This window comes from Oceanicola sp. D3, assembly GCF_006351965.1.
Classification (GTDB): Bacteria; Pseudomonadota; Alphaproteobacteria; order Rhodobacterales; family Rhodobacteraceae; genus Vannielia.
On record NZ_CP040932.1, the window covers coordinates 613,029 to 633,959 of the forward strand.

Consider the following 20,931-nt stretch of genomic DNA (forward strand, 5'->3'; position numbering starts at 1 on the left):
AAACACGCAAAATGCCTGCCAAGACGTCGCAGAAACTCCGCACCATCGGCTTCGATGCCGACGATACGCTGTGGCACAACGAGCGTTTTTTCCAGATGACGCAGAGCAGATTCGCAGAGCTCTTGGCAGATTTCACCGACGCCGAAGAGCTCGATGCGCGGCTACTGGAGGCCGAAAAGCGTAACATCGGCCACTATGGCTTCGGGATCAAAGGCTTCATGCTTTCGATGATCGAAACTGCGCTGGAGGTAACCGAGCACCGTGTTCCCGGCGAGGTCATCAGCCAGATTCTCGCTGCCGGGCAGGACATGCTCTCGCATCCAATTGAGCTGCTCCCGCACGCGCGCGCGGCGGTGGAGGAGCTTTCGGGCCGTCACCACATCGCTCTCATTACAAAGGGAGATCTTCTCGATCAGGAGCGCAAGCTGGCCCAGTCCGGGCTGGGTGACCTGTTCGATGCGGTCGAGATCGTCAGCCACAAGACGCCGCACACCTATGCCCGAATCTTCGGTGGGCACGCGCCGGGCGAGGCGATGATGGTAGGCAACTCGATGAAATCCGATGTTCTGCCCGCTCTCGAAGTCGGAGCTTGGGGAATCTTTGTGCCGCAAGAGCTTGGCTGGGCGCTTGAGCATGCCGAACCGCCACAAGCGCAAAGCCGCTTCCGCGAAATTGCAGATTTGGGCAAACTTCCGGCGCTCGTCGATGAGATCGGACAAAGCATCTAGCGGAAGGCCCCCTGGTCGCCCGCTAGATGTTGCGCATGTGGCTTCGCTGCAACCTTAAAAAACCTCTCAAATGCCATGTTTTCGCACGAAAATTCCTGTGCTAGCGTGGTATCAAATCAGAACAAAAATTGCCGACCGGAAAAATCCGGCGGCCTGAGGCAGTAAAAGGCAAGCGACGTGAGCACGCTCTCCACCAGGGGCCGATTCGGCCTTCTTATCGGACTATTCCTGATCACGCTCATGGGCATCTCGCTGCGCGCAAACGCGGCGCCCTATGCAGCCATGGTGATCGACGCACGCACCGGCGAGGTGCTGCACTCCCGCAATGCGGATACGCGGCTCCACCCCGCGTCTCTGACCAAGATGATGACGCTCTATGTCGCCTTTCAGGCGGTCGAGCATGGCGAGCTTTCGCTTGATTCCAAGATACTCATCTCCAAGAAGGCCGCCGCTGAGCCGCCGTCGAAGATTGGGCTCAAGGCTGGTCAGCGCGTGGCCCTGCGCTATCTGATCCGCGCAGCGTCAGTGAAATCGGCGAATGATGCCGCCACCGCCATCGGTGAGGGAATCTCTGGTTCCGAGGCGGCTTTCGCCCGCCGGATGAACCGCACCGCCGCTGCGCTCGGCATGTCTCGGACAACCTTCAAAAACGCGCATGGTCTCACGGAGTCGGGCCACCTTTCGACCGCGTCCGACATGACCAAGCTGGGCCGTCACCTGTTTTATGACTATCCGGACTACTACAACCTGTTCTCGCGCATGAGCACCTCGACCATGGGCAAGACGGTGAACAACACCAACCGTCGCCTGCTCTCCGCCTACAAAGGGGCCGATGGGATCAAGACGGGCTACACCCGCGCTGCCGGGTTCAACCTCGTCGCCTCCGCCGAGCGCGGCAACGAGCGCATCATCGCTACCGTCTTCGGTGGGCGCAGCTCTGCCTCACGCAATGCCAAGGTGGCGGAACTGCTCGATCTTGGCTTTCGCCGTGCCCCCTCGCGCGTGGCGGTTCGCAAGCCAGCCAAGCCTGCCTACACACCCAATGACAACGGCCCCGCGCCGGTGATGACGGCCGCGCTGGAGTCGCCCACGCCAGCACCCAAAACGGGCGATGGCATCTACAAGGGCAAGACGATTCGTCTGCAACGTGCCGTTGCGAAATCCCTCCGGCCACGCCGTCGTCCGGGGTCTGAGCCCGCTGCGCCGTCGACAGATGTCACTGACGAGCTTCTGCTCGCCGCGCTGTCCGAAGAGATCGATTCTGCCGTCGCCGCTGTCGTTAGCGAAACCGATGTCGATCCGAAGGCGGAGGCAGCAAAGCTTGCAAGCATCACACCGGCGACAACTCTTGAAACAGAGGAACAAGTGGCCGAGGCACTTGCCGAGCTGAAGGAAGAGCCGGCGGCTGAAGAAAAGACCGCAAAGCTCACTCTCGCCTCTGTCAGCCCCGTTGCTCGCCCCACGCTCGATGACGAGCCGGGCGAGGTGCGTGGCTCTGCTGGCGATCTGGAAATGGCCGTGGCGGAAGAACCGGGCACCTTCACCGCCGCTGGTGGACCCGCCATTTCGCCCTCTCTGCTGCCCAAGCCGCGCCCGGTTCGCAGCGCGCGCCCGGCGCCTGAGGGCGTTCAACTGGCGTCAGCCGAGGCAGCCCCAGCCGCAGTGGCCGCAGCCCCGGCCCGTGTTCAGCCGGAAGAGCCTGTTGTCATTACCCGCGCTTCCACCTCGGGCGGCAAGCTCTGGGCGATCTCGCTGGGCAAGTATCCGTCGCGCTTCTCCGCCGAGAAGGTGCTGCTGAAGACGGCCTTGAAAGAGATGGAAACGCTCGACGGTTCGCTGCGCAAGGTGAACAACCGCAAGGGTGGCTTCGAGGCGATTTTCGTCGGCCTCTCCGCCGACAAGGCGAAGCTTGCCTGTGCCCGCCTCGAGGCGCGCGGCACCACCTGCACCGCGCTCGAGCCCGGCCAGGGCTGAGGCTCACAAGAGATAACGAGGGACGCGCCCGGTGGAGTGATCCGCCGGGCGCAAATCATTCCGGGGCAACGAATTTTCGTACGAAAATTCGGGGTGCTACGGCTTCGGCTGGTCGTCCCACTCGTCCGAGAGGATGCGGCGGCTGTCGCCCTCCGGGTCGTCGAACTGGCGGCTCTTCACCGCCCACCAGAAGGCGCCGAGGCCGAGGCCGCCGAGGATCAGCGAGATCGGGATGAGGTAGACGAGAATTTCCATTACCGCAGCCTCAGCGCGTTGAGCGACACCGTGATCGAGCTGGCCGACATGGCCAGCGCCGCCACCAGCGGCGTGGCCATTCCGGCCACCGCCAGCGGCACCGCGATGACGTTGTAGGCCGTGGCGATCTGGAAGTTCTCGCGGATCCGTTTCACCGCCCTGCGCGACATGGTCACCGCATCGGCCACCGGCGCCACGCTTTCGCCCAGCAGCACGATGTCCGAGGCCACGCGCGCCGCGTCGAGCGCGGTCGCCGGGCTCACGCTGGCATGGGCTGCGGCCAAGGCTGCAGTATCGTTCAGCCCGTCACCCACCATCAGCACCTTCGCGCCCCCGGCCTGCAACGCCTCCACCCGCGCCGCCTTCTCGGCGGGCAGCACGCCCGCGCGGAAGGTGTCAATGCCCAGTGCCTTGGCAAAACGCGCCACCGCCCGCGGCGCGTCGCCCGAGAGCAGTTCTACCTCGCAGCCCGCCGCCGTCAGCGCCGCCACGGCCTCCGCCGCGCCGGGGCGCAGCCGGTCGGCGAAGGTGAAGGCCACCGGCGCCGCACCTTCGAGGGAAAGCCACGTCGCCGTGTCCTCGCCCGCCTCCGCACCAACCCATTCCGCCCGGCCCAGCCGCAGCGCCCTGCCGTCGGCCATCGCCTCGGTGCCATAGCCGGGCACTTCGCGCAGCCCTTCCACCGGCAGCGGCAACACGCCCTCGGCCCGCAGCGCGCCCGTCAGCGCCACCGCCAGCGGGTGGCTCGAGCCCATGGCGAGCGAAAGTGCCGCCCGCTTTGCGGCCTCGGGTACGTCGCTCAGGTTCACCGGATCCGGCGTGCCCATCGTCAGCGTGCCCGTCTTGTCGAACACCACGTGGCTCACCTCCGCCAGCCGCTCCAGCGCCGTGCCGTCCTTGATGAGCAGCCCCTTGCGGAAGAGCTTGCCCGAGGCCGCCGTCACAACCGCGGGTACGGCGAGGCCAAGCGCGCAAGGGCAGGTGATGATAAGCACGGCGGCGGCAATGTTCAGCGCCACCCGCGCATCCATCGTCGCCACGAACCAGCCGATCCCCGCCAGCGCCGAGAGGATGTGCACCCCCGGCGCATAAAGCCCCGCCGCCCGGTCGGCCAGCGAGGTGTATTTGTTCTTCGCGCTCTCCGCGACGGCCACCAGATCGGCCATGCGGTGCAGCGAGCTGTCCTTGCCCGCCGCCGTCACCCGCACGGTGAGCGGGCCGGTCAGGTTGACTTCCCCCGCGCTCACCACCTGACCCACCTCGGCGGCCACAGGCCGGGTCTCGCCGGTCAGCAGGGCGCGATCCAACTCGCTTGCGCCTTCCACGATTACACCGTCCACCGGCATCCGCCCGCCCGGGCGCACCAGCACCACGTCGCCCGGCACCAGCTCGCCCACGCCCACCGTCTCTTCCGCGCCGTCCACCAGCCGCACCGCGCGGGGCACCTCCAGCGCGGCCAGCTCCTCAGCGGCAGAGCGGGCCACGGCCCGCGTGCGGTAGTCGAGGTAACGCCCCGCCAACAGGAAGAAGGTGAGCGATAGGGCGGCGTCGAAATAGGCATGCGCGCCGGAATGGATCGTCTCGTAAAGCGAAGTGCCCAGCGCCAGCAGGATCGCCAGCGTGATTGGCACGTCCATGTTCAGCCGCCGCGCCTTCAACGCCACGGCGGCGGAGGCAAAGAAGGGCCGCCCGGCGAACCCCACGGCGGGGAAGGCGATTGCCGCGCTGATCCAGTGAAACAGGTCGCGTGTCGCCCCCTCGGCCCCGCTCCAAACGGCGACCGAAAGCAGCATGACGTTCATCATGGCAAACCCGGCGACGGCGAGGCGCATCAACAGGTCGCGGCCTGCTTTGTCAGCCTCGGTGCTGCTCAGTAGGCCTGCATCAAGCTCCTGCGCCTTGAACCCCGCCGCGCCAAGGGCGGCCACCAGCGCGCCGGGTTCAACAGCATCTTCAGCGTCCACGGTCGCGCGCTTTAGCGTCAGGTTCACCCGCGCTGAGGCCACGCCCGGCTGTGCGGCGAGCACGCGCTCAACGCCGCTGATACAGGCAGCGCAATGGATCTCGGGCAGCGAGAGCAAAAGCTCCTTCTCCGCCACGCCACCTGCCGCCACGTCCCCCATGCCGGGCAGTGCAACGCAGGCCGGGCAGGCCGCAAGGCCGCCACGTTCCACGCTGCCGTCCATCTTAGCCCCGCACCGTCAGGATGAGCCGCTGCTCAAACGGCGTGCCATCCACGGCATTGGCCTTCACCCGCACCTCCCAGCGCCCTTGGGCAAGGTCTACCGGTGCCACAAATCGCCCGCCTTCATAGGTAAACTCCGGCATCCGATCCTGATTGCGCACGGTGGTGCGGCCCACCATCACTTCAAAATTCTCCACCACAGCTGGCCGCCCCTCCGGCCCGGTGACGGCAATTGCCAAAACACCGCCTTCGTACTGCGGCGCAACGTTCCACCCCAAAGCCTCTTGCGCTTCTCGCTTGGCGTCAAACTGCTGGCTCGCAACGTAGGAGTTTTTAACTTCCAGCCCGGGGAAAGTGCTGACCGCCTTGTAAGCCATCACCAAGTTCACACCGATGATCACGGCAAAGGCCCCCGCTGTCACCGCAAACACCTGCCTTCCGGTAATCTCGCCCATGCTCACTGTCCCTTCCCGTTAAAGCTGCTGTCCTTGTGTACCCGGTCGCCATTGCTGAGGTCTTCTACCCAGAAGCGAAACTCCGTCAAATCGCCCTCCGCGGCGGCCGAGCCTGCTGGGGCAAACACGTGCACCCGTTGCAGCATGGTTTCGTCGGCGGGCACCATGACCGAGCCGTAGGGTGTGCCCTCAATCGCCACGCGCAGCACCGGGTCGCCCGTGATGGCAATGCCAAAGCGTCGGTCTTCGCCGTGCTTGTTGCGCAGGCGCAGCTCGTAGGTGTTGCGAATGGTTCCGTCCGACATGGTTACAAACACCGGGTTTCGCACGGGTGCGACCGTCAGGCTGATGTCATCACGAATGAACAACGCCACCACCAGACCAAGGCCCACAAGCGCCCAGAGAGCGGAGTAAAGGATCGTGCGCGGGCGGAAGATGTGGTGCTTCCACACGCTCCTCGCTTTATTCCCGGTGGTCTCCCATGCCTCATCCGAGATTGCGAGGTAACCAACCAGCCCGCGCGGGCGGCCCAGTTTGTCCATCATCTCGTCGCAGGCGTCGATGCACAGCCCGCAGGTGATGCACTCCATTTGCTGCCCGTTGCGGATGTCGATGCCCATCGGGCAGACGTTCACACAGGCAAAGCAGTCCACGCAGTCCCCTGCCGCCGGGTCTTTCGGCTTGCCGCGAGGCTCGCCGCGCCAATCGCGGTAGCCGATGGTCAGGGTGTTCTCGTCCATCATCGCGCCCTGAATGCGCGGCCACGGGCACATGTAGATGCAAACCTGCTCGCGCATGAAACCGCCGAAGACAAAGGTGGTGGCGGTAAGCACGGCGATGGTGGTGTAGGCCACCGGGTGGGCGTTCAGCGTGGCGAGATCGCGCAGCAGGGTCGGGGCATCGGTGAAGTAGAACACCCAAGCCCCGCCAGTCGCCAGAGCGATCAGCAGCCAAGTGACCCACTTCGTCGCTCTCAGCCGCGCCTTGCGGAAGTCCAGCTTTTTTTGCCGATGAAGGCGCAGCCGCGCGTTGCGGTCGCCTTCGATCCAGCGCTCAACAAGGATAAAGAGGTCGGTCCATACCGTCTGCGGGCAAGCATAGCCGCACCACACCCGCCCAAGCGCGGAGGTGAACAGGAACAGGCCCAGCCCGGCCATGATGAGCAGACCCGCGATGAAGTAAAACTCATGCGGCCAAATCTCGATCCAGAAAAAGAAAAACCGGCGATTGGCGAGGTCTACCAGCACAGCCTGATCGGGAAGGTTGGGGCCTCTGTCCCAGCGGATCCACGGAGTGAGGTAGTAGACGCCGAGGGTGGCCAGCATGATCACCCATTTCAGAGTGCGGAAACTTCCTTTTACCCGACGCGGGAAAATCGGTTCCCGCGCGGCATAGAGGCTCTTTGGCTCTTCCGGCTCAACTGTGCTCACGATTCACGCCCTTTCGCGCATACATCCCGGATTGTGAATGTCATGGCGCGGGCCGGGCGACATTGACCTGAATCAACAAAGCTGATTCTTCACTGCGAGTTTTCGCGCTGGATTTCGGGGAGGCCAGATGCACTTGGCCCCGACCCTTCCAAGGAAACGCGCGAACAGGAAGGAGGGCCGGGGCCTATCCGGTCGAGCCGGAAGTGCGGAGCTTCGGCGGAAGGGAGGTTGCCTTGGCTCGCTATGTCTCCCTTCTACGCCTCGCGCGACTCACCGGCTTTGATCTGGGTCAAGCGGCGGCGGTTTTATGGGCCCGCAGCCATTTGACGAACTTCGCCGCAGGCGGGCGCAGCGGACCGGGCCGGGTGACGATGTGATAGCCCTCTGCCACCGGTCCCCGGTTGAACAGAACCGTGAGCGTCCCTGCTTCAATATCCTCCTCGATCAACGCGCGGGTGGTGGCGGCCACGCCCTCTCCTCTGCGGGCCGCATCCAGCAGGAAATTACCAGGCAGATGGCTGTGAAGTTTTGCCCGCGCCTCCGTCACCCCTTGGCTCTTCAGCCACTCATCCACCTCATTTGTGCCGAACTCCTGAAGCCACGGCAGCTCCAACAGGTCTTCGGCGCGGCCAATCTTTCGGCCCGCCAAAAGCTCCGGCGCGGCGACGATCACATATTCTGACGCAATGAGCATCTCCGTAACAACGCCCGGCCAGTCGCCCTTGCCGTGGCGAATGGCAATATCCACGCCGCCAGGCGAAAGTGTTGCGAGCTGGGGTGATGGGTTCAGCATCAGTTCCACCTCCGGAAAACGTTCGCGAAACCCGGCAAGACGCGGCATCAGCCAATGAGCTGCAAACATCGGCGTGGTGGTGATTTGTACCGGTCGCCCTTCACCCTGCCCGGTGATCCGGGTCACGGCGTCGCCAATGAGCGCAAACCCCCCGCTAACGGCTGCGCCCAGTTCTTCGCCAGCTTCGGTTAGCCGCACTGAGCGGCCATCGCGCTGCACGAGCGCTACGCCAAGGTGGCTCTCCAGCGCCCTGATCTGTTGGCTGATCGCAGCATGTGTCACGCCCAGGGCCTCCCCCGCAGCCGTAATAGAGCCCGCCTCGGCCAGTGCCGCGAAGGCGCGGAGCATAGCAGGTGGGGGCAGGTCGCGAAGGGGCATGCGTTAGTATTCCTTACATACGGATATCTATTAAACTCGCGAATCCGCGCCGAGGCGTCAATGATCATGGGGTAACCGATGCACGAGAGGAGGCGCGAGATGTTCATGATTCTTTCAAAGGCCCTGTTCACGGCCACCCGGACGGGCAAGGGCCTTCCGCCCGCCGCGTGTCCTACGGCTCCCTGGCGGCTCACGCTGCCGCGGCTCACCGCGTTCCCCGACGCCTGATTGGTCAGCCGCATGATCGAAGGGCCGCCCCGGCAATCCGGGTGCGGCCCTTCTTTATGTCCAGGCCTTCGGGTTGCAACGTCCTTCACGCCGGTCTAGGTAGCAGTCGTTATGTTATAACATAACCATCCAACCAAAGAGGACTTCAATGCAACCCAACCTCCTCGGCGCAGCCTTCGCCGCTCTCCTCATCGCCATGCCTGCCGTCGCCGAAACCAAGCACGACCACGCCCATGATGCGGAGGCCGAGCAGATCTACAAAGGCTATTTTGAAGACAGCCAGATCGCCGATCGTCCGCTGTCGGACTGGGCGGGTGACTGGCAGTCGGTCTACCCGCTGCTCACCTCCGGCCAACTCGACGAGGTCATGGAACACAAGGCCGCGAATGGGGATAAGTCGGCGGAAGAGTATCGCGCCTATTACGAGACCGGCTACGTTACTGATGTGGATCGCATCGTGATCGAGGGCGACACTGTCACCTTCCACGGCGAAAACGGCCCACTTCAGGCCCGCTACGCCTACGACGGCTACGAAGTGCTGAACTACGAGAAAGGCAATCGCGGCGTCCGTTTCGTCTTTGCCAAAACCGAGGGTGATGCAGCTGCGCCTGCCTACTTCCAGTTCTCCGATCACAAGATCGCCCCCGGTAAGGCCGATCATTATCACCTCTACTGGGGCGATGATCGCGCCGCGCTGCTCGAAGAGGTGACGAACTGGCCCACCTACTACCCGTCCTCCCTGACGCCGGGCGAGGTGGTGCACGAGATGACGGCGCACTGACACCAGCGCACGAAAAGGGGCGCCCCAGTCTCCCGGAGCGGCCCGCAACTTATGTGGCAGATGCTTACTCGCCAGCCGCTTCAGCTGGCTCCTCGCCACCGCCGCGGGTGTGCACATAGGCCGACACTGCCCGGATCTCGGCTTCGCTCAACCGGGTATTCCAGTTGGGCATCACGCCAAAGCGGGCGTTGTAAACCGACTCGCGCACATCGGCGTAATCGCCGCCATAGAGCCAGATCGCGTCCGACAGGTTCGGCGCGCCCTGCTCCCGGTCGCCCTCGGCGTTCTCGCCATGGCAGGAAGAGCAGTTGTCTTCGAACACCACCTGCCCGGCCTCAACCAGCGAAGCATCCTGCGGCTCACCCGAGAGCGACATCACGTAGTTCACCACCTGCTCGATCTCTTCGGTCTCCAGCAGCTCGTCGGTGCCAAAGCGCGGCATTTCCGAGTAGCGGGCCTCACCCTCCGGGTCGTCCTCGTTGCGTATGCCGTGGGTGATGGTGAAGTGAATCGCTTCCATGTCACCGCCCCACAGCCAGTCATCATCCAGGAGGTTGGGGTAGCCCTTGGCCCCCGCCGCACCCGAGCCATGGCACTGGGCGCACCATGTCCGGAAAACCGCGCCACCAGCGTTCTGTGCAAAGCTGGCAAGCTCTGGGTCGCTGTTGATCTCGTTCAGATCGGCGGCCACCAGCTTTTGCCGCATGCCCTCGTTGGCGGCGTCGAAGCTGTCTATCTCCGCCTGCACCTCGGCGCGGGTCGAGTAACCCAGCAGCCCTGCCGTGGCACCTTTCACCAGCGGCCAGGCCGGGTAGGCGATGGTGTAGCCAATGCCCCAGATGATGGTGGCGTAGAAGGTCCAGAGCCACCAGCGCGGCATCGGGTTGTCGTATTCCTGAATCCCGTCCCAGCTGTGGCCGGTTGTCGGAATATCCTTTTCGGGCGTTGTCGGTTTCTTGCTCATTGCTTCGCCTCCTCGAGGCCCTCGCCCGCAGGCGTCTTTTCGTTCCGAAAGATCAGGTTGGCGCTCTCCTCATGGTCCTTCCGTGACCCGGGCCGAAACGCCCAGACCACGACACCAAGGAAGAAGACGAACATGGCAAGCAGAACCCAGCTGTCGGCCAGTTCACGCATCCACGAATAGGTATCCATCTCGCGTGCCCTCCCTTACCGGCTCTCGTCGGGCTGGAAGGTGGAAAAATCCACCATCGTCCCGAGCACCTGAAGATAGGCCACCAGAGCATCCATCTCGGTCAGCTCTGCTTGGCCATCGAAGTTGCGCACCTGCGCGGAGTCGCCGTAACGCTCGATCAGCCCGTCATAGTCGCTGTCCGGGTCGGCCTGCGCGGCAAAGTCCTCTGCTGCGGCTTCGAGCATCTCGTCGGTGTAGGGCACGCCCACCATCCGGTGGGTGGCCATCAGCTCGCCCACGTATTCGCCCTCGATCGGCCGGTCGAGCAGGTAGCCGTATTTCGGCATCACGCTCTCGGGCACCACGCTCTGCGGGTCGATCAGGTGGTCCACATGCCATTCGTCGGAGTAGCGCCCGCCCACCCGGGCCAAATCCGGCCCGGTGCGTTTGGAGCCCCACTGGAACGGGTGGTCATACTTGCTTTCCGCTGCCAGCGAATAATGGCCGTAGCGCTCCACCTCGTCGCGCATCGGGCGGATCATCTGACTATGACAGACGTAGCAGCCTTCGCGGATGTAAATGTCGCGCCCGGTCAACTCCAGCGGCGAGTAGGGCCGCACTCCCTCCACATCCTCAATCGTGTTGTCGAGGTAGAAGAGAGGGGCGATCTCCACGATGCCACCGACGGTGACAACGAGGAAGGAGCCCAAGAGTAGTAGCGTTGCGTTGGTTTCAAGGATCTTGTGCTTGTCGAGAAGTGCCATTTTCTCAGGCCCCCCTTATTCAGCGGCGACAGCGGCGGCGGCGGGCACTTTGGCCTCACCCTTCCGCACTGTCATCCACAGGTTCCAGGCCATGATCAGCGCACCGGCAAGGTAGAGCACCCCACCCAGAGCCCGGACCACATACATCGGGAATTTCGCGCTCACCGTGTCGGAGAAGGCGTTGACCAAGAAGCCGTTGGCGTCAACTTCACGCCACATCAGGCCTTCCATGATCCCGGTCACCCACATCGAGGAGGCGTAGAGAACGATCCCGATGGTGGCGAGCCAGAAGTGCCAGTTGACCGCCGGAAGGCTATAGAGCTTTGCCCGGTTCCACAGCTTCGGCGTCAGGAAGTAGAGCGCCCCGAAGGTGATCATCCCGTTCCAGCCCAGCGCGCCGGAGTGCACATGGCCAATGGTCCAGTCGGTGTAGTGGCTCAGGCTGTTGACCGCGCGGATCGACATCATCGGGCCCTCGAAAGTGGACATGCCATAAAAGCCGATGGAGACGATCATCATCCGGATGATCGGATCGGTGCGCAGCTTGTCCCACGCGCCACTCAGGGTCATCAGGCCATTGATCATGCCACCCCAGCTCGGCATCCACAGCACGATCGAAAACACCATGCCCAGCGTTGAGGCCCAGTCGGGCAGGGCGGTGTAATGCAGGTGGTGCGGACCGGCCCAGATGTAGAGGAAGATCAGCGCCCAGAAGTGGATGATCGACAGCTTGTAGGAGTAAACCGGCCGCTCGGCCTGCTTCGGGACGAAGTAGTACATCATCCCGAGGAAGCCGGCGGTGAGGAAGAAGCCCACTGCGTTGTGGCCATACCACCACTGTGTCATCGCATCCTGCACACCGGCAAACACCTGCACCGACTTGGCGCCGAAGATGCTCACCGGGATCGAGAGGTTGTTGACCACATGCAGCATGGCCACGGTCACGATGAAGCTGAGGAAGAACCAGTTTGCCACGTAGATGTGGCGCTCCTTGCGGTTCAGGATCGTGCCGAGGAACACCAGAAGATAAGCCACCCAGACGACGGTGAGCCAGATGTCCACGTACCATTCCGGTTCAGCGTATTCCTTGCTCTGGGTTGCACCCAGCAGGTAGCCGGTGGCCGCCAGAATGATAAACAGGTTGTAGCCCCAGAACACGAACCAGGCGAGGTTGCCGCCCCAGAGCCGCGCGGCGGAGGTCCGCTGCACGATGTAGAAGCTCGTCGCGATCAGCGCGTTGCCCCCGAAGGCGAAAATCACTGCAGAGGTATGCAGCGGCCGCAGGCGCCCGAAGTTGCCAATCCCGTCTCCCAGGAGTTGGAAGTTCAGCCCCGGAAATGCCAGCTGGAAGGCGATAAAGGTGCCCACCAGAAAGCCGACAACACCCCAGAAGGCCGTGGCGACAACGCCGTAGCGCACCACGCCGTCCATATAACCTTCAGCGTTGAGCGCCGGTGCCGGCTTCTCTTCCCAGGTGGTGCGCACCGCCCAGATGAACATCCCCGCCGCTACGGCGCAGATGATCAGGGCGTGCACCATATAGGCCAGATCGCGCGCGTAGTTCGCAGCGATGGCCGCGAGCAGCGCGATCAGGCCGAACAGCACGATCTTCACGTAGTCCCACATGACAGTTTCCTTCTTTGTCCCCACGAAGCCGCACAGGGAATCCCCCCGCTAACGGTCCTCGAATTGGGGGCAAATTCGTCGGAACAGACGGCGGCGTCCTTGATTCAGGTCAATTTCTGGCGGCTCGAAATCCTGCACCCTGCTGCATAAGCCCGCCGGCGTTCTTTCCGGCCCTTTCCGCGAGGAGACGATGATGATGGACCCGAAGACGATACTCGCCCCCCTGCTGGAGCCGCTGGCTGCTGGCTCCACGCAATCCCGGGCGCTGAACCATGCCGAGGCGCTGGCCGATACCTTTGATGCGCATCTGGAAGTGATCGGGATCGGATGTGATCGCACCCAGGTTGGCTACTATTACGCCGGGGCGACGGCCGTGGTGCAGCAGGAAACCTACAACGAGGCGCGCGCCGCCGCCGAGAAGATCGAGGCATCGGCGCGCGAGCACATGAAGGCCTCCGCCTTGCGCTGGTCAGTCGAGAGTGCAGTGGGCCAGATGGCCGCCCTGGCCGGGTTGATCACATCGCGGGCGCGCTTTGCAGACTTGGTCGTTATGCCCGCGCCCTATGGCGACGGCAAAGGCACGGAATATGAGGTCGCGCTTGAGGCAGCTTTGTTCGACAGCCACGCCCCGGTGATAGTCCTGCCCGAAACCGCCACAGCGCCAGTGCGTCCGCGCCGCGCCGTTCTCGCTTGGAACCAAAGCCCCGAGGCGCTTGCCGCCATCCGCCGAGCGCTGCCGCTTCTGGCCGGGTCTGATCTGGTGAATATCGCCATCATCGACCCGCCACGCCACGGCCCCGAACGCTCCGATCCGGGCGGTGCGCTGAGCCAGATGCTCACCCGCCATGGGCTTCGCTGCGAAATCTCGGTGCTATCGCGCACCATGCCCAAAGTGTCCGACGTTCTGGCACGGCACGTGGCCGACTTCGGGGCAGACCTGCTGGTTATGGGCGCATACGGCCATTCCCGCTTCCGGGAGGCCATCCTCGGCGGGGCAACGCGCGATGTGTTGGAGAAGCCCCCGGTGCCCGTGTTCATGGCGCGGTAGGGAAGAGTCTCGCCTGCTTAACGAGGCAACTCGCAGGGTGGGCAATCTGCCCACCACCCGGCCTAAACCATCACGCCGCCGTCCGAGTCATCGCCCGTTTCCACCATGAGCGCATCGTAGCTTGGCACACGCACCCGGCGCTTCCCCTCCAACTCGATCAGGCCGTCCTTTTTCAGTGCTGAAACCTGTCTGCTCACCGTTTCCAGCGTAAGGCCGAGGTAATCGGCCATCGCTTCCCGCGTGAGTGGTAGATCAAAGGTGATCTCATCGCCCATTGGCCCGCCAAGCCCCAGTGAGGCATCGCGACGGCCCAGAATAGCCAGCAGGCTGGCAATTTTCTCCCGCGCTGTCTTTCGGCCCAAAATCAGCATCCACTCGCGCGCTGCATCCAACTCGTCCAGCGTCATCTGCAACAGGCGCTGGGCGATATGCGGTGTGGATTCCATCATGTTTTCGAACGGTTTGCGCCGGAAGCAGCACATCGTGAGGTCAGTCACCGCCGTTACGTCATAGGTGGCCGCTTCGCGCCCAGGGCGGCCCACAAAATCCGAGGGCAAAAGCAGGCCCACCATCTGCGTTCGGCCGTCCTCCATCGTCTGGCTCAGCGTCGCAACGCCGCTGACAATCGAGCCGAGAAAATCCATGTGGTCGCCCGACCAGATCACCGTCTGCCCCGGCTCAAAGCTGCGGTAATACTTGATCTCTTCCAGATGCGAGAGCTCGTCCTCGTCGCAGCGCGCACAAACTGCCCTATGGCGGATCGGACACGAGCCGCAATCATGTGACGTGAACTTGATGTCGAGGACAGCCATTCTCTTCCTGTTGATCTGGGTCAAGGCACCCCAGTGCCCCTGTCCAGTAACCTAGGCCAATGGAAACCACTGCACAACTTGCCCGCCACGGCCTCTTTGACGCACGTGTGCCCCGCTACACCAGCTACCCCACCGCCCCGCACTTTGCCGGGGGCGTTGACGAGGGGCGCTTTGCCAGCTGGCTCCGCGCGATCCCCGAGAACGGGCAGATATCGCTCTACATTCACGTGCCTTTCTGTCGTCGGCTCTGCTGGTTTTGCGCCTGCCGCACCCAAGGCACCTCTTCAGGCGAGCCAGTTCGCGCCTATCTCGAGGTTCTGAAGGCCGAAATTGCGCATCTGAGTCGCAACCTTGCCCCCGGCGTGCGGCTTTCTCGCATGCACTGGGGCGGCGGCACGCCCACGCTGATGGAAGCCCCGATGATGGAGGAACTGGCGGCGGCGGTCGAGGCTGTGGTGCCGATGGCCCCCGGTGCGGAGTTCTCGGTCGAGATCGACCCCAATGAGATCGACGAGGCCCGCCTTGATGCGCTAGCGGCGGCGGGGATGACCCGCGCCTCCATTGGCGTGCAGGATTTCGATCCCGAGATTCAAAAGGTCATCGGTCGCGACCAAAGCTATGAGCTGACGGCCCGCGCAGTCGAGATGATCCGCGCCCGCGGCATCGAGAGCCTTAACGCTGACATCCTCTTCGGCCTGCCGCATCAGACCGAGGAGCGCATGGCCGACTCGGTCCAAAAGCTGATGTCGCTCTCCCCCGACCGGGTTGCGCTTTATGGCTACGCCCATGTGCCGTGGGTGGCAAAGCGCCAGTCGCTGATTCCCACCGATGCGCTGCCCACTCCCGAGCAACGCCTCGCGCTATTTGAAACCGCGCGGCGGCTGTTTCGCTGGGATGGCTATGAGGAGATCGGGATTGACCACTTCGCTCGCCCCGGCGACGGGCTGGCCCGCGCGCTCCGCGATGGCCGCCTGCGGCGCAACTTTCAGGGCTACACCGACGACACCGCAACTGCGCTTGTCGGCCTTGGCGCCTCCTCGATCTCGCGCTTCCCGCAGGGCTACGCGCAAAACGCCTCGGCCACCTCGGCTTACACCCGAGACATCCGCGAAGGCCGTTTCGCAACCGCGCGGGGCCACGTGTTCAGCCGGGAAGACCTTTGGCGCGGTCGGATTATCGAGCAGTTGATGTGCGAGTTCCGCTGCGATGTGAAGGCCATCGTCGCCCTCGGGGCGAGCCCGCATTGGGTGCTCAGCGTGCTCAAGGGCATCACGGCAAGGTTCGACGGCGTGGTCAATCTCACCTCCGCTGGCATTGAGATTCCGCCAAAGGCGCGCCCACTTACGCGCGTCATCGCCCGCGCCGTCGATGCCTATGACCTCTCCCGCGCTGGGCACAGCTCGGCTATTTGAGGCCGCGCCACACGGCCCCGTCTCAACCGCCAGCTTTCGCGCCCGATATCACCCCCGCCAGCGCGCCCCGCGTTTCGGGCGTGAAGTGGAACGACTGCCACCCCAGCGCCCGCGCGGCCTGCACATTTTCCGCAGTGTCGTCGACAAACAGGCAGGATTCCGGCGGCAGGCCCAGCCCCTCGATCACCTCGCGAAACCCCGCGCCGAACACCGCCTGCTGAAACCCCGCAAGGCTTTGCCCGGTGTCGCGCTCGAAATCCTTCGCCCAGAGAAACCGCCCATTCTCGACGCAGCGGTTGAGTACCCCGTCAAAATCCCAGGCGATCGCCTCAATCCGCACGGCTGGCCTCTTCCAGCGCGGCCATGCATCGCGCAACGGCCTCTGCCGCCGCCTCGGGCCGGGTTTGCATCAGGAAGTGCGGTCCATCGAGCCGTTCCACCCGGCACGCGCCCGCCGCCAGTTCTTCGGCCCTGCGCGATGGCACCAGCATGTCTTGCTGCGCCAGAACGCAGGCGTGTGGCATGGGCAGGGCGGCGAGCCGCTCGCGCACGTCTGCTTCCAGCACCTCGCGCAGCCTTTCGGCCAACGTCTCGGTTGGCACCTCCCGCAGTGCCTGCGCAAATTGCTCCGTCATCTCCGGCGAACCAGCGCTTCCGGTGGTGAAGGGGGCAAGCAGCCGCAGCGCGATACGCGAGTCGGTCGGCATCGCCTTCAGCCCCACCGACAGCGCCGAAGGCACCGGCTGAGGGGAGCGCAGAAAACTGGTGATGAAGATGACGCCGCGCAGCCCTTCAGGAGCATTTTCCGCCACCCGCACCGCCAGCGGCCCCGAAAAACTCTCTGCCAGCAGCACATGCGGCGTGTCGGGCAGCCGGGCGCAAACCCAGGGCACCAAGGCATCATAACGCGCCAGATCGGGCGGGTAGCGCAGCACCTCGGTCGGGCAATGGGCGGCCATGGCGCGGGCAAAATCCCGAAGCAGCAGCCCGGTGCCATCGAGGCCGGGCATCACCACCAGCCGCGCCACCGGTCTCAGCCGCCCGGCAAGTCGAACGCCGCATCCATCAGCGTGCGGGTGTAGTCCGACTTGGGCGCATCAAACACCTCTGCGGCCAACCCGGCTTCCACCACATCGCCCTGACGCATCACCATAACCTTGTGGCTCAGCGCCCGAACGACTCGCAGATCGTGGCTGATGAACAGATAGGCCAGCCCATACTTCGTCTGGAGATCGCGCAGCAGGTCGACGATCTGCACCTGCACCGTCATATCAAGTGCGCTCGTTGGCTCATCAAGCACCACCAAACGGGGCTTCAAGATCATCGCGCGGGCGATAGCGATCCGCTGGCGCTGTCCGCCTGAAAACTCGTGCGGGTAGCGGTCCATCACCGCCGGGTCGAGGCCCACTTCTTGCAGCATGTCGGCCACCAGCGCGCGCGGATCCTGCCCCTTCTCCACGCCATGCACACCCAGCCCCTCGGCTACGATTTGCGCGACCGTCAGGCGTGGGCTGAGGCTGCCGAAAGGATCCTGAAACACGATCTGCATATGCCGCCGCAGCTCTCGCATTTGCCGGGTCTTCCAACCCTGAATGTCCTCGCCGAGATAATAGATCGGCCCTTCCGACTGGATCAGCCGCATGATCGCCAAGGCAAGCGTCGTCTTGCCCGAGCCGCTCTCGCCGACGATCCCCATCGTCTCGCCCGCCCTGACTGAGAGGCTGGCGGCATTCACGGCTTTCACATGCCCCACCGTTCGTTTCAGCAAGCCTGACTGAATGGGAAACCAGATGCGCAGATCTTCCGTCCGCACGATCTCTTCGGCCCCCGCCGGCACGTCCGGCGGCCCGCCCTGCGGCGCAGCGCCAAGGAGCTTGCGGGTGTAGGCATGTTTGGGGTTGGCAAATATCTCCGCCGTTGGCCCGGTTTCAACAATCACGCCGTCCTGCATCACACAGACCCGGTCGGCAATCGCCTGCACGATCCCGAGATCATGGGTGATGAACAGGAGGCTCATCTTGCGCTTCTGCTTGAGCTCGGCCAGCAAATCGAGGATCTGCGCCTGAATGGTCACATCCAGCGCCGTGGTCGGCTCATCGGCAATCAGCAGGTCGGGGTTGTTGGCCAGCGCCATCGCAATCATCACCCGTTGCCGCTGCCCGCCCGAAAGTTGGTGCGGATAGGCTCCGAGGCGGCTCGCCGGATCGTGGATGCCCACGTCCTTGAGCAGCTCAATGATCCTATCCCGCGCCTCGCTCCGCTTGATCCCCTGGTGCAGTTCAAGGCTCTCAGCCAGCTGCTTTTCCAGCGTGTGCAGCGGGTTGAGGCTGGTCATTGGCTCTTGAAAAATGAAGGAAATGTCGTTGCCGCGCACTTCCATCAGTTTCTGGTCATCGGCTCCCACCATCTCTGCGCCCATGTAGCGCACAGAGCCGTCAACCCGGGCGCTCTCGCCCAAAAGGCTCACCGTTGAAAGCGCGGTAACAGATTTGCCCGATCCGCTCTCGCCAACCAGCGCCACCGTCTCGCCCCGACCTACCGAGAAGGAAACGCCCTTCACCGCATGGGTTGTTTCCCCGTCCTGCCGGAAAGACACCTTCAGGTCTTTAACCTCCAGCACCGCGCTCATGCGAACACCTTCCGCGGGTCAAACGCATCGCGCACACCCTCGAACACGAAGACCAGTAGCGAAAGCATGATGGCGAAGGTGAAGAACGCGGTAAACGCGAGCCACGGGGCCTGAATGTTTTGTTTGGCCTGCAGCGTAAGCTCGCCCAATGAAGGCGCGCTGGACGGCAGGCCGTAGCCAAGAAAATCCAGCGTGGCGAGCCCGCCAATGGTGCCGGTGATGATAAAGGGCATCAGCGTCAGCGTTGCTACCATCGCATTGGGCAGGATGTGGCGGAACATGATCTTGCTGTCGCTCACTCCCAGCGCCTTGGCGGCGCGGACATATTCGAAGTTGCGGGCGCGCAGGAATTCCGCTCGCACCACGCCCGTTAGCGCAGGCCAGCCGAACAGCACCGTCAGGAAGACCAGCAGCCAGAAGCTTCGGCCAAAGATCGCGAACATGATGATGATAACATAAAGCCCCGGGATGCCGCCCCAGATCTCCAGCATCCGCTGGAAGAACAGGTCGACCCAGCCGCCAAAGTAGCCCATCGCCGCACCCGCCGCGATGCCGATAACGGAGGCAACTGCGGTGACGATCAGGGTGAACAGCACCGAAAGTCGAAAGCCATAAATCACCCGCGCCAGCACGTCTCGGCTGCCATCGTCGGTGCCCAGCCAGTGATTGCCATCCGGCGCTGAAGGGGCAGCACCCACGATGTCATCATTCGGGGTGTTGTAGGAGTAGGGTACAGGTGGCCAAAGCGCCCATCCCTTCTCGATCTCCTCGCCGTCCACCACCCCGTCGGCGGCGTCTTCATACACGGCTTCCGGGTCATCAAAGCAGGCCTCCAGCCCGCCAGAGCGGATGAGGCATTGCACCTCGATATCGCGGTATTTCGCTTCCGTGCGGAAGTCACCGCCAAAGTCCTGCTCCGAATAAAACGTCCGAATCGGCATGTAATACTCGCCGCGATACTGCACGAGGATTGGTTTGTCGTTCGCGAGGAACTCGGCAAAGAGGCTCGCGCCAAAGAGCAAGCTAAACAGGATCAGAGACCAGAAGGCGCGGCGGTTTTTCTTGAAGTTACGCCACCGGCGCTGGCCCAGCGGGCCCAACTTGATCAACGCCATCAGCCAGCCCTCCGCTCAAAGTCGATCCGCGGATCGACGAAGACATACATCAGATCGCTCAGGATATTAACCAACAGGCCAATCAGCCCGAAAACGAACAGCGTGCCGAAGACCACCGGGTAATCCCTGTCGACCACGCTCTCAAAACCCAGCCGCCCGAGTCCGTCCAGCGAGAAGAGCCACTCGATCACGAGCGACGAGCCGAAGAAAACACCGAGGAAGGCCCCCGGAAAGCCCGCAATCACGATCAACATCGCATTGCGGAAGACATGGCCATACAGCACCTGCTTCTCGCTCAGCCCTTTGGCCCGCGCGGTAATCACATACTGCTTCTTGATCTCGTCGAGGAAGCTGTTCTTCGTCAGTAGCGTCAGCGAGGCGAACCCGGCGATCGATGAGGCCAGCACGGGCAGGAAGATGTGCCAGAGATAGTCCAGCACCTTGCCCCAAAGGCTCAGGTCTTCCCAGATCGCATTGGGCGAGGTGAGGCCGCGTAGCGGAAATATCTTCCAGTAGGAGCCGCCCGCAAAGAGCACCAGCAGCAGGATGGCGAAGATAAACCCCGGAATGGCATAGAAAGAAACGATGACGCCCGAGGTCCAAGTGTCAAACTTGCTGCCGTCTTTCACCGCCTTGCGAATGCCCAGCGGGATCGAGATCATATAGGCAATGAGCGTTGACCACAGGCCCAGCGTGATCGAAACCGGCATCTTCTCGATGACAAGGCTCACCACTGACTTCGATTTGAAGTAGCTCTCACCAAAATCGAAGGTCAGATATTGGCCCATCATGATGAAAAACCGCTCGGCAAGGCCGATGTCTTCCTTGGTGCAGGCCTCTGAAGACAGATCGCGGTGGGTGATCGCTTCGCCGTCGCGTGGCTCATAGCCCTCTTCGCAGACGACACGGGCAAAGCCCATCTGCACTTCAAGCTGGGCCAGAAACTCAGGCGAGAGGCCCCGCGCCCCCTGATAGCGATCGTCCACGCTTTCGCTTTGCTGCTGCCCGGCATCAGCGCCGCCGGTCACATTATCGCCTGCGCCCTCACCCTGCTCGACCCGCGCGATAACCGCCTCAATCGGGCCACCGGGGACGAATTGGGTGAGGATGAAGTTCACCAGCATTATCCCGAACAGAGTCGGGATAATCAGCAAGAGTCGCCTGAGGATATATGCGCTCATCTAGA

21 protein-coding genes are annotated in these 20,931 nt (G+C 63.3%); 6 read left to right on the plus strand and 15 right to left on the minus strand.

Annotated features, from left to right (window positions below):
- Nucleotides 1–11: 11 nt before the first annotated feature.
- Together FHY55_RS03180 and FHY55_RS03185 are read left to right on the plus strand one after the other, a co-directional pair.
- Entirely contained in the window at nt 12–728 is a 717-nt protein-coding gene (locus tag FHY55_RS03180; RefSeq protein WP_140012807.1) for an HAD family hydrolase, read from the plus strand.
- 240 nt (nt 729–968) lie between these two features.
- On the plus strand, nt 969–2,702 hold the full coding sequence (locus FHY55_RS03185) for a D-alanyl-D-alanine carboxypeptidase family protein (protein ID WP_140012808.1): 1,734 nt from the start codon (nt 969–971) through the stop codon (nt 2,700–2,702).
- A gap of 96 nt (nt 2,703–2,798) precedes the next feature.
- On the opposite strand, the gene ccoS is transcribed toward FHY55_RS03185, so the two are convergent.
- The 5 genes from ccoS to FHY55_RS03210 form a co-directional block, all read right to left on the minus strand.
- Nucleotides 2,799–2,957: a cbb3-type cytochrome oxidase assembly protein CcoS gene (gene ccoS / locus FHY55_RS03190; protein WP_140012809.1), complete on the minus strand. Its 159-nt coding sequence runs from the start codon at nt 2,955–2,957 to the stop codon at nt 2,799–2,801.
- Nucleotides 2,957–5,143 (minus strand): heavy metal translocating P-type ATPase, encoded by a 2,187-nt coding sequence (locus FHY55_RS03195; protein WP_140012810.1) that lies wholly within the window; start codon nt 5,141–5,143, stop codon nt 2,957–2,959. Before FHY55_RS03195 ends, ccoS begins: the two co-directional genes overlap by 1 nt.
- Before the next feature lies 1 nt (nt 5,144).
- Nucleotides 5,145–5,597, minus strand: coding sequence for a FixH family protein (locus tag FHY55_RS03200; protein WP_140012811.1), 453 nt, complete (start codon nt 5,595–5,597; stop codon nt 5,145–5,147).
- A 2-nt stretch (nt 5,598–5,599) separates the two neighbouring features.
- On the minus strand, nt 5,600–7,027 hold the full coding sequence (ccoG, locus tag FHY55_RS03205) for a cytochrome c oxidase accessory protein CcoG (RefSeq protein ID WP_140012812.1): 1,428 nt from the start codon (nt 7,025–7,027) through the stop codon (nt 5,600–5,602).
- A gap of 289 nt (nt 7,028–7,316) precedes the next feature.
- Nucleotides 7,317–8,198 carry a LysR family transcriptional regulator gene (locus tag FHY55_RS03210; protein WP_140012813.1) on the minus strand — a complete coding sequence of 294 codons (882 nt, stop codon included), beginning with the start codon at nt 8,196–8,198 and terminating at the stop codon, nt 7,317–7,319.
- A gap of 99 nt (nt 8,199–8,297) precedes the next feature.
- On the opposite strand from FHY55_RS03210, the gene FHY55_RS20850 reads away from it, so the two are divergent.
- Together FHY55_RS20850 and FHY55_RS03215 are read left to right on the plus strand one after the other, a co-directional pair.
- Entirely contained in the window at nt 8,298–8,426 is a 129-nt protein-coding gene (locus tag FHY55_RS20850; RefSeq protein ID WP_256377573.1) for a hypothetical protein, read from the plus strand.
- Between the two features lie 148 nt (nt 8,427–8,574).
- Nucleotides 8,575–9,207 carry a metal-binding protein ZinT gene (locus FHY55_RS03215; RefSeq protein ID WP_140012814.1) on the plus strand — a complete coding sequence of 211 codons (633 nt, stop codon included), beginning with the start codon at nt 8,575–8,577 and terminating at the stop codon, nt 9,205–9,207.
- Between the two features lie 64 nt (nt 9,208–9,271).
- Here the strand turns inward: FHY55_RS03215 and ccoP are convergent, their stop codons facing one another.
- From ccoP to ccoN, 4 genes are read right to left on the minus strand one after another with little or no spacing between them, the layout of a single operon-like run.
- Nucleotides 9,272–10,171, minus strand: coding sequence for a cytochrome-c oxidase, cbb3-type subunit III (gene ccoP / locus FHY55_RS03220; RefSeq protein WP_140012815.1), 900 nt, complete (start codon nt 10,169–10,171; stop codon nt 9,272–9,274).
- Nucleotides 10,168–10,359 carry a cbb3-type cytochrome c oxidase subunit 3 gene (locus tag FHY55_RS03225; protein WP_140012816.1) on the minus strand — a complete coding sequence of 64 codons (192 nt, stop codon included), beginning with the start codon at nt 10,357–10,359 and terminating at the stop codon, nt 10,168–10,170. The genes ccoP and FHY55_RS03225 overlap by 4 nt, the downstream gene beginning before the upstream one ends.
- 15 nt (nt 10,360–10,374) lie before the next feature.
- Complete coding sequence (gene ccoO / locus FHY55_RS03230; RefSeq protein WP_140012817.1) at nt 10,375–11,103, minus strand: cytochrome-c oxidase, cbb3-type subunit II; 729 nt, start codon at nt 11,101–11,103, stop codon at nt 10,375–10,377.
- A 15-nt stretch (nt 11,104–11,118) separates the two neighbouring features.
- Nucleotides 11,119–12,729 carry a cytochrome-c oxidase, cbb3-type subunit I gene (gene ccoN / locus FHY55_RS03235; protein WP_140012818.1) on the minus strand — a complete coding sequence of 537 codons (1,611 nt, stop codon included), beginning with the start codon at nt 12,727–12,729 and terminating at the stop codon, nt 11,119–11,121.
- Nucleotides 12,730–12,922: 193 nt separating this feature from the next.
- Between ccoN and FHY55_RS03240 the strand changes: the two genes are divergently transcribed.
- On the plus strand, nt 12,923–13,777 hold the full coding sequence (locus tag FHY55_RS03240) for a universal stress protein (protein ID WP_371707265.1): 855 nt from the start codon (nt 12,923–12,925) through the stop codon (nt 13,775–13,777).
- 62 nt (nt 13,778–13,839) lie between these two features.
- Here FHY55_RS03240 and fnrL read toward each other — a convergent pair whose 3' ends face one another.
- On the minus strand, nt 13,840–14,589 hold the full coding sequence (gene fnrL, locus FHY55_RS03245; RefSeq protein ID WP_140012819.1) for a transcriptional regulator FnrL: 750 nt from the start codon (nt 14,587–14,589) through the stop codon (nt 13,840–13,842).
- 59 nt (nt 14,590–14,648) lie between these two features.
- Here fnrL and hemN point away from each other — a divergent pair, with 59 nt between their 5' ends.
- Nucleotides 14,649–16,001 carry an oxygen-independent coproporphyrinogen III oxidase gene (gene hemN / locus FHY55_RS03250; protein WP_140012820.1) on the plus strand — a complete coding sequence of 451 codons (1,353 nt, stop codon included), beginning with the start codon at nt 14,649–14,651 and terminating at the stop codon, nt 15,999–16,001.
- A 22-nt stretch (nt 16,002–16,023) separates the two neighbouring features.
- Here the strand turns inward: hemN and FHY55_RS03255 are convergent, their stop codons facing one another.
- From FHY55_RS03255 to FHY55_RS03275, 5 genes are read right to left on the minus strand one after another with little or no spacing between them, the layout of a single operon-like run.
- Nucleotides 16,024–16,341, minus strand: a complete 318-nt coding sequence (locus tag FHY55_RS03255) for an HAD-IA family hydrolase (RefSeq protein WP_254695409.1) — start codon at nt 16,339–16,341, stop codon at nt 16,024–16,026.
- Nucleotides 16,331–17,014 (minus strand): alpha/beta fold hydrolase, encoded by a 684-nt coding sequence (locus FHY55_RS03260; protein WP_210410527.1) that lies wholly within the window; start codon nt 17,012–17,014, stop codon nt 16,331–16,333. Before FHY55_RS03260 ends, FHY55_RS03255 begins: the two co-directional genes overlap by 11 nt.
- Nucleotides 17,015–17,034: 20 nt before the next feature.
- Nucleotides 17,035–18,630, minus strand: coding sequence for an ABC transporter ATP-binding protein (locus FHY55_RS03265; RefSeq protein WP_140012823.1), 1,596 nt, complete (start codon nt 18,628–18,630; stop codon nt 17,035–17,037).
- Nucleotides 18,627–19,745, minus strand: a complete 1,119-nt coding sequence (locus tag FHY55_RS03270; RefSeq protein WP_210410528.1) for an ABC transporter permease — start codon at nt 19,743–19,745, stop codon at nt 18,627–18,629. The genes FHY55_RS03265 and FHY55_RS03270 overlap by 4 nt, the downstream gene beginning before the upstream one ends.
- Nucleotides 19,745–20,926 carry a microcin C ABC transporter permease YejB gene (locus FHY55_RS03275; protein WP_140012824.1) on the minus strand — a complete coding sequence of 394 codons (1,182 nt, stop codon included), beginning with the start codon at nt 20,924–20,926 and terminating at the stop codon, nt 19,745–19,747. Before FHY55_RS03275 ends, FHY55_RS03270 begins: the two co-directional genes overlap by 1 nt.
- Nucleotides 20,927–20,931 lie beyond the last annotated feature (5 nt).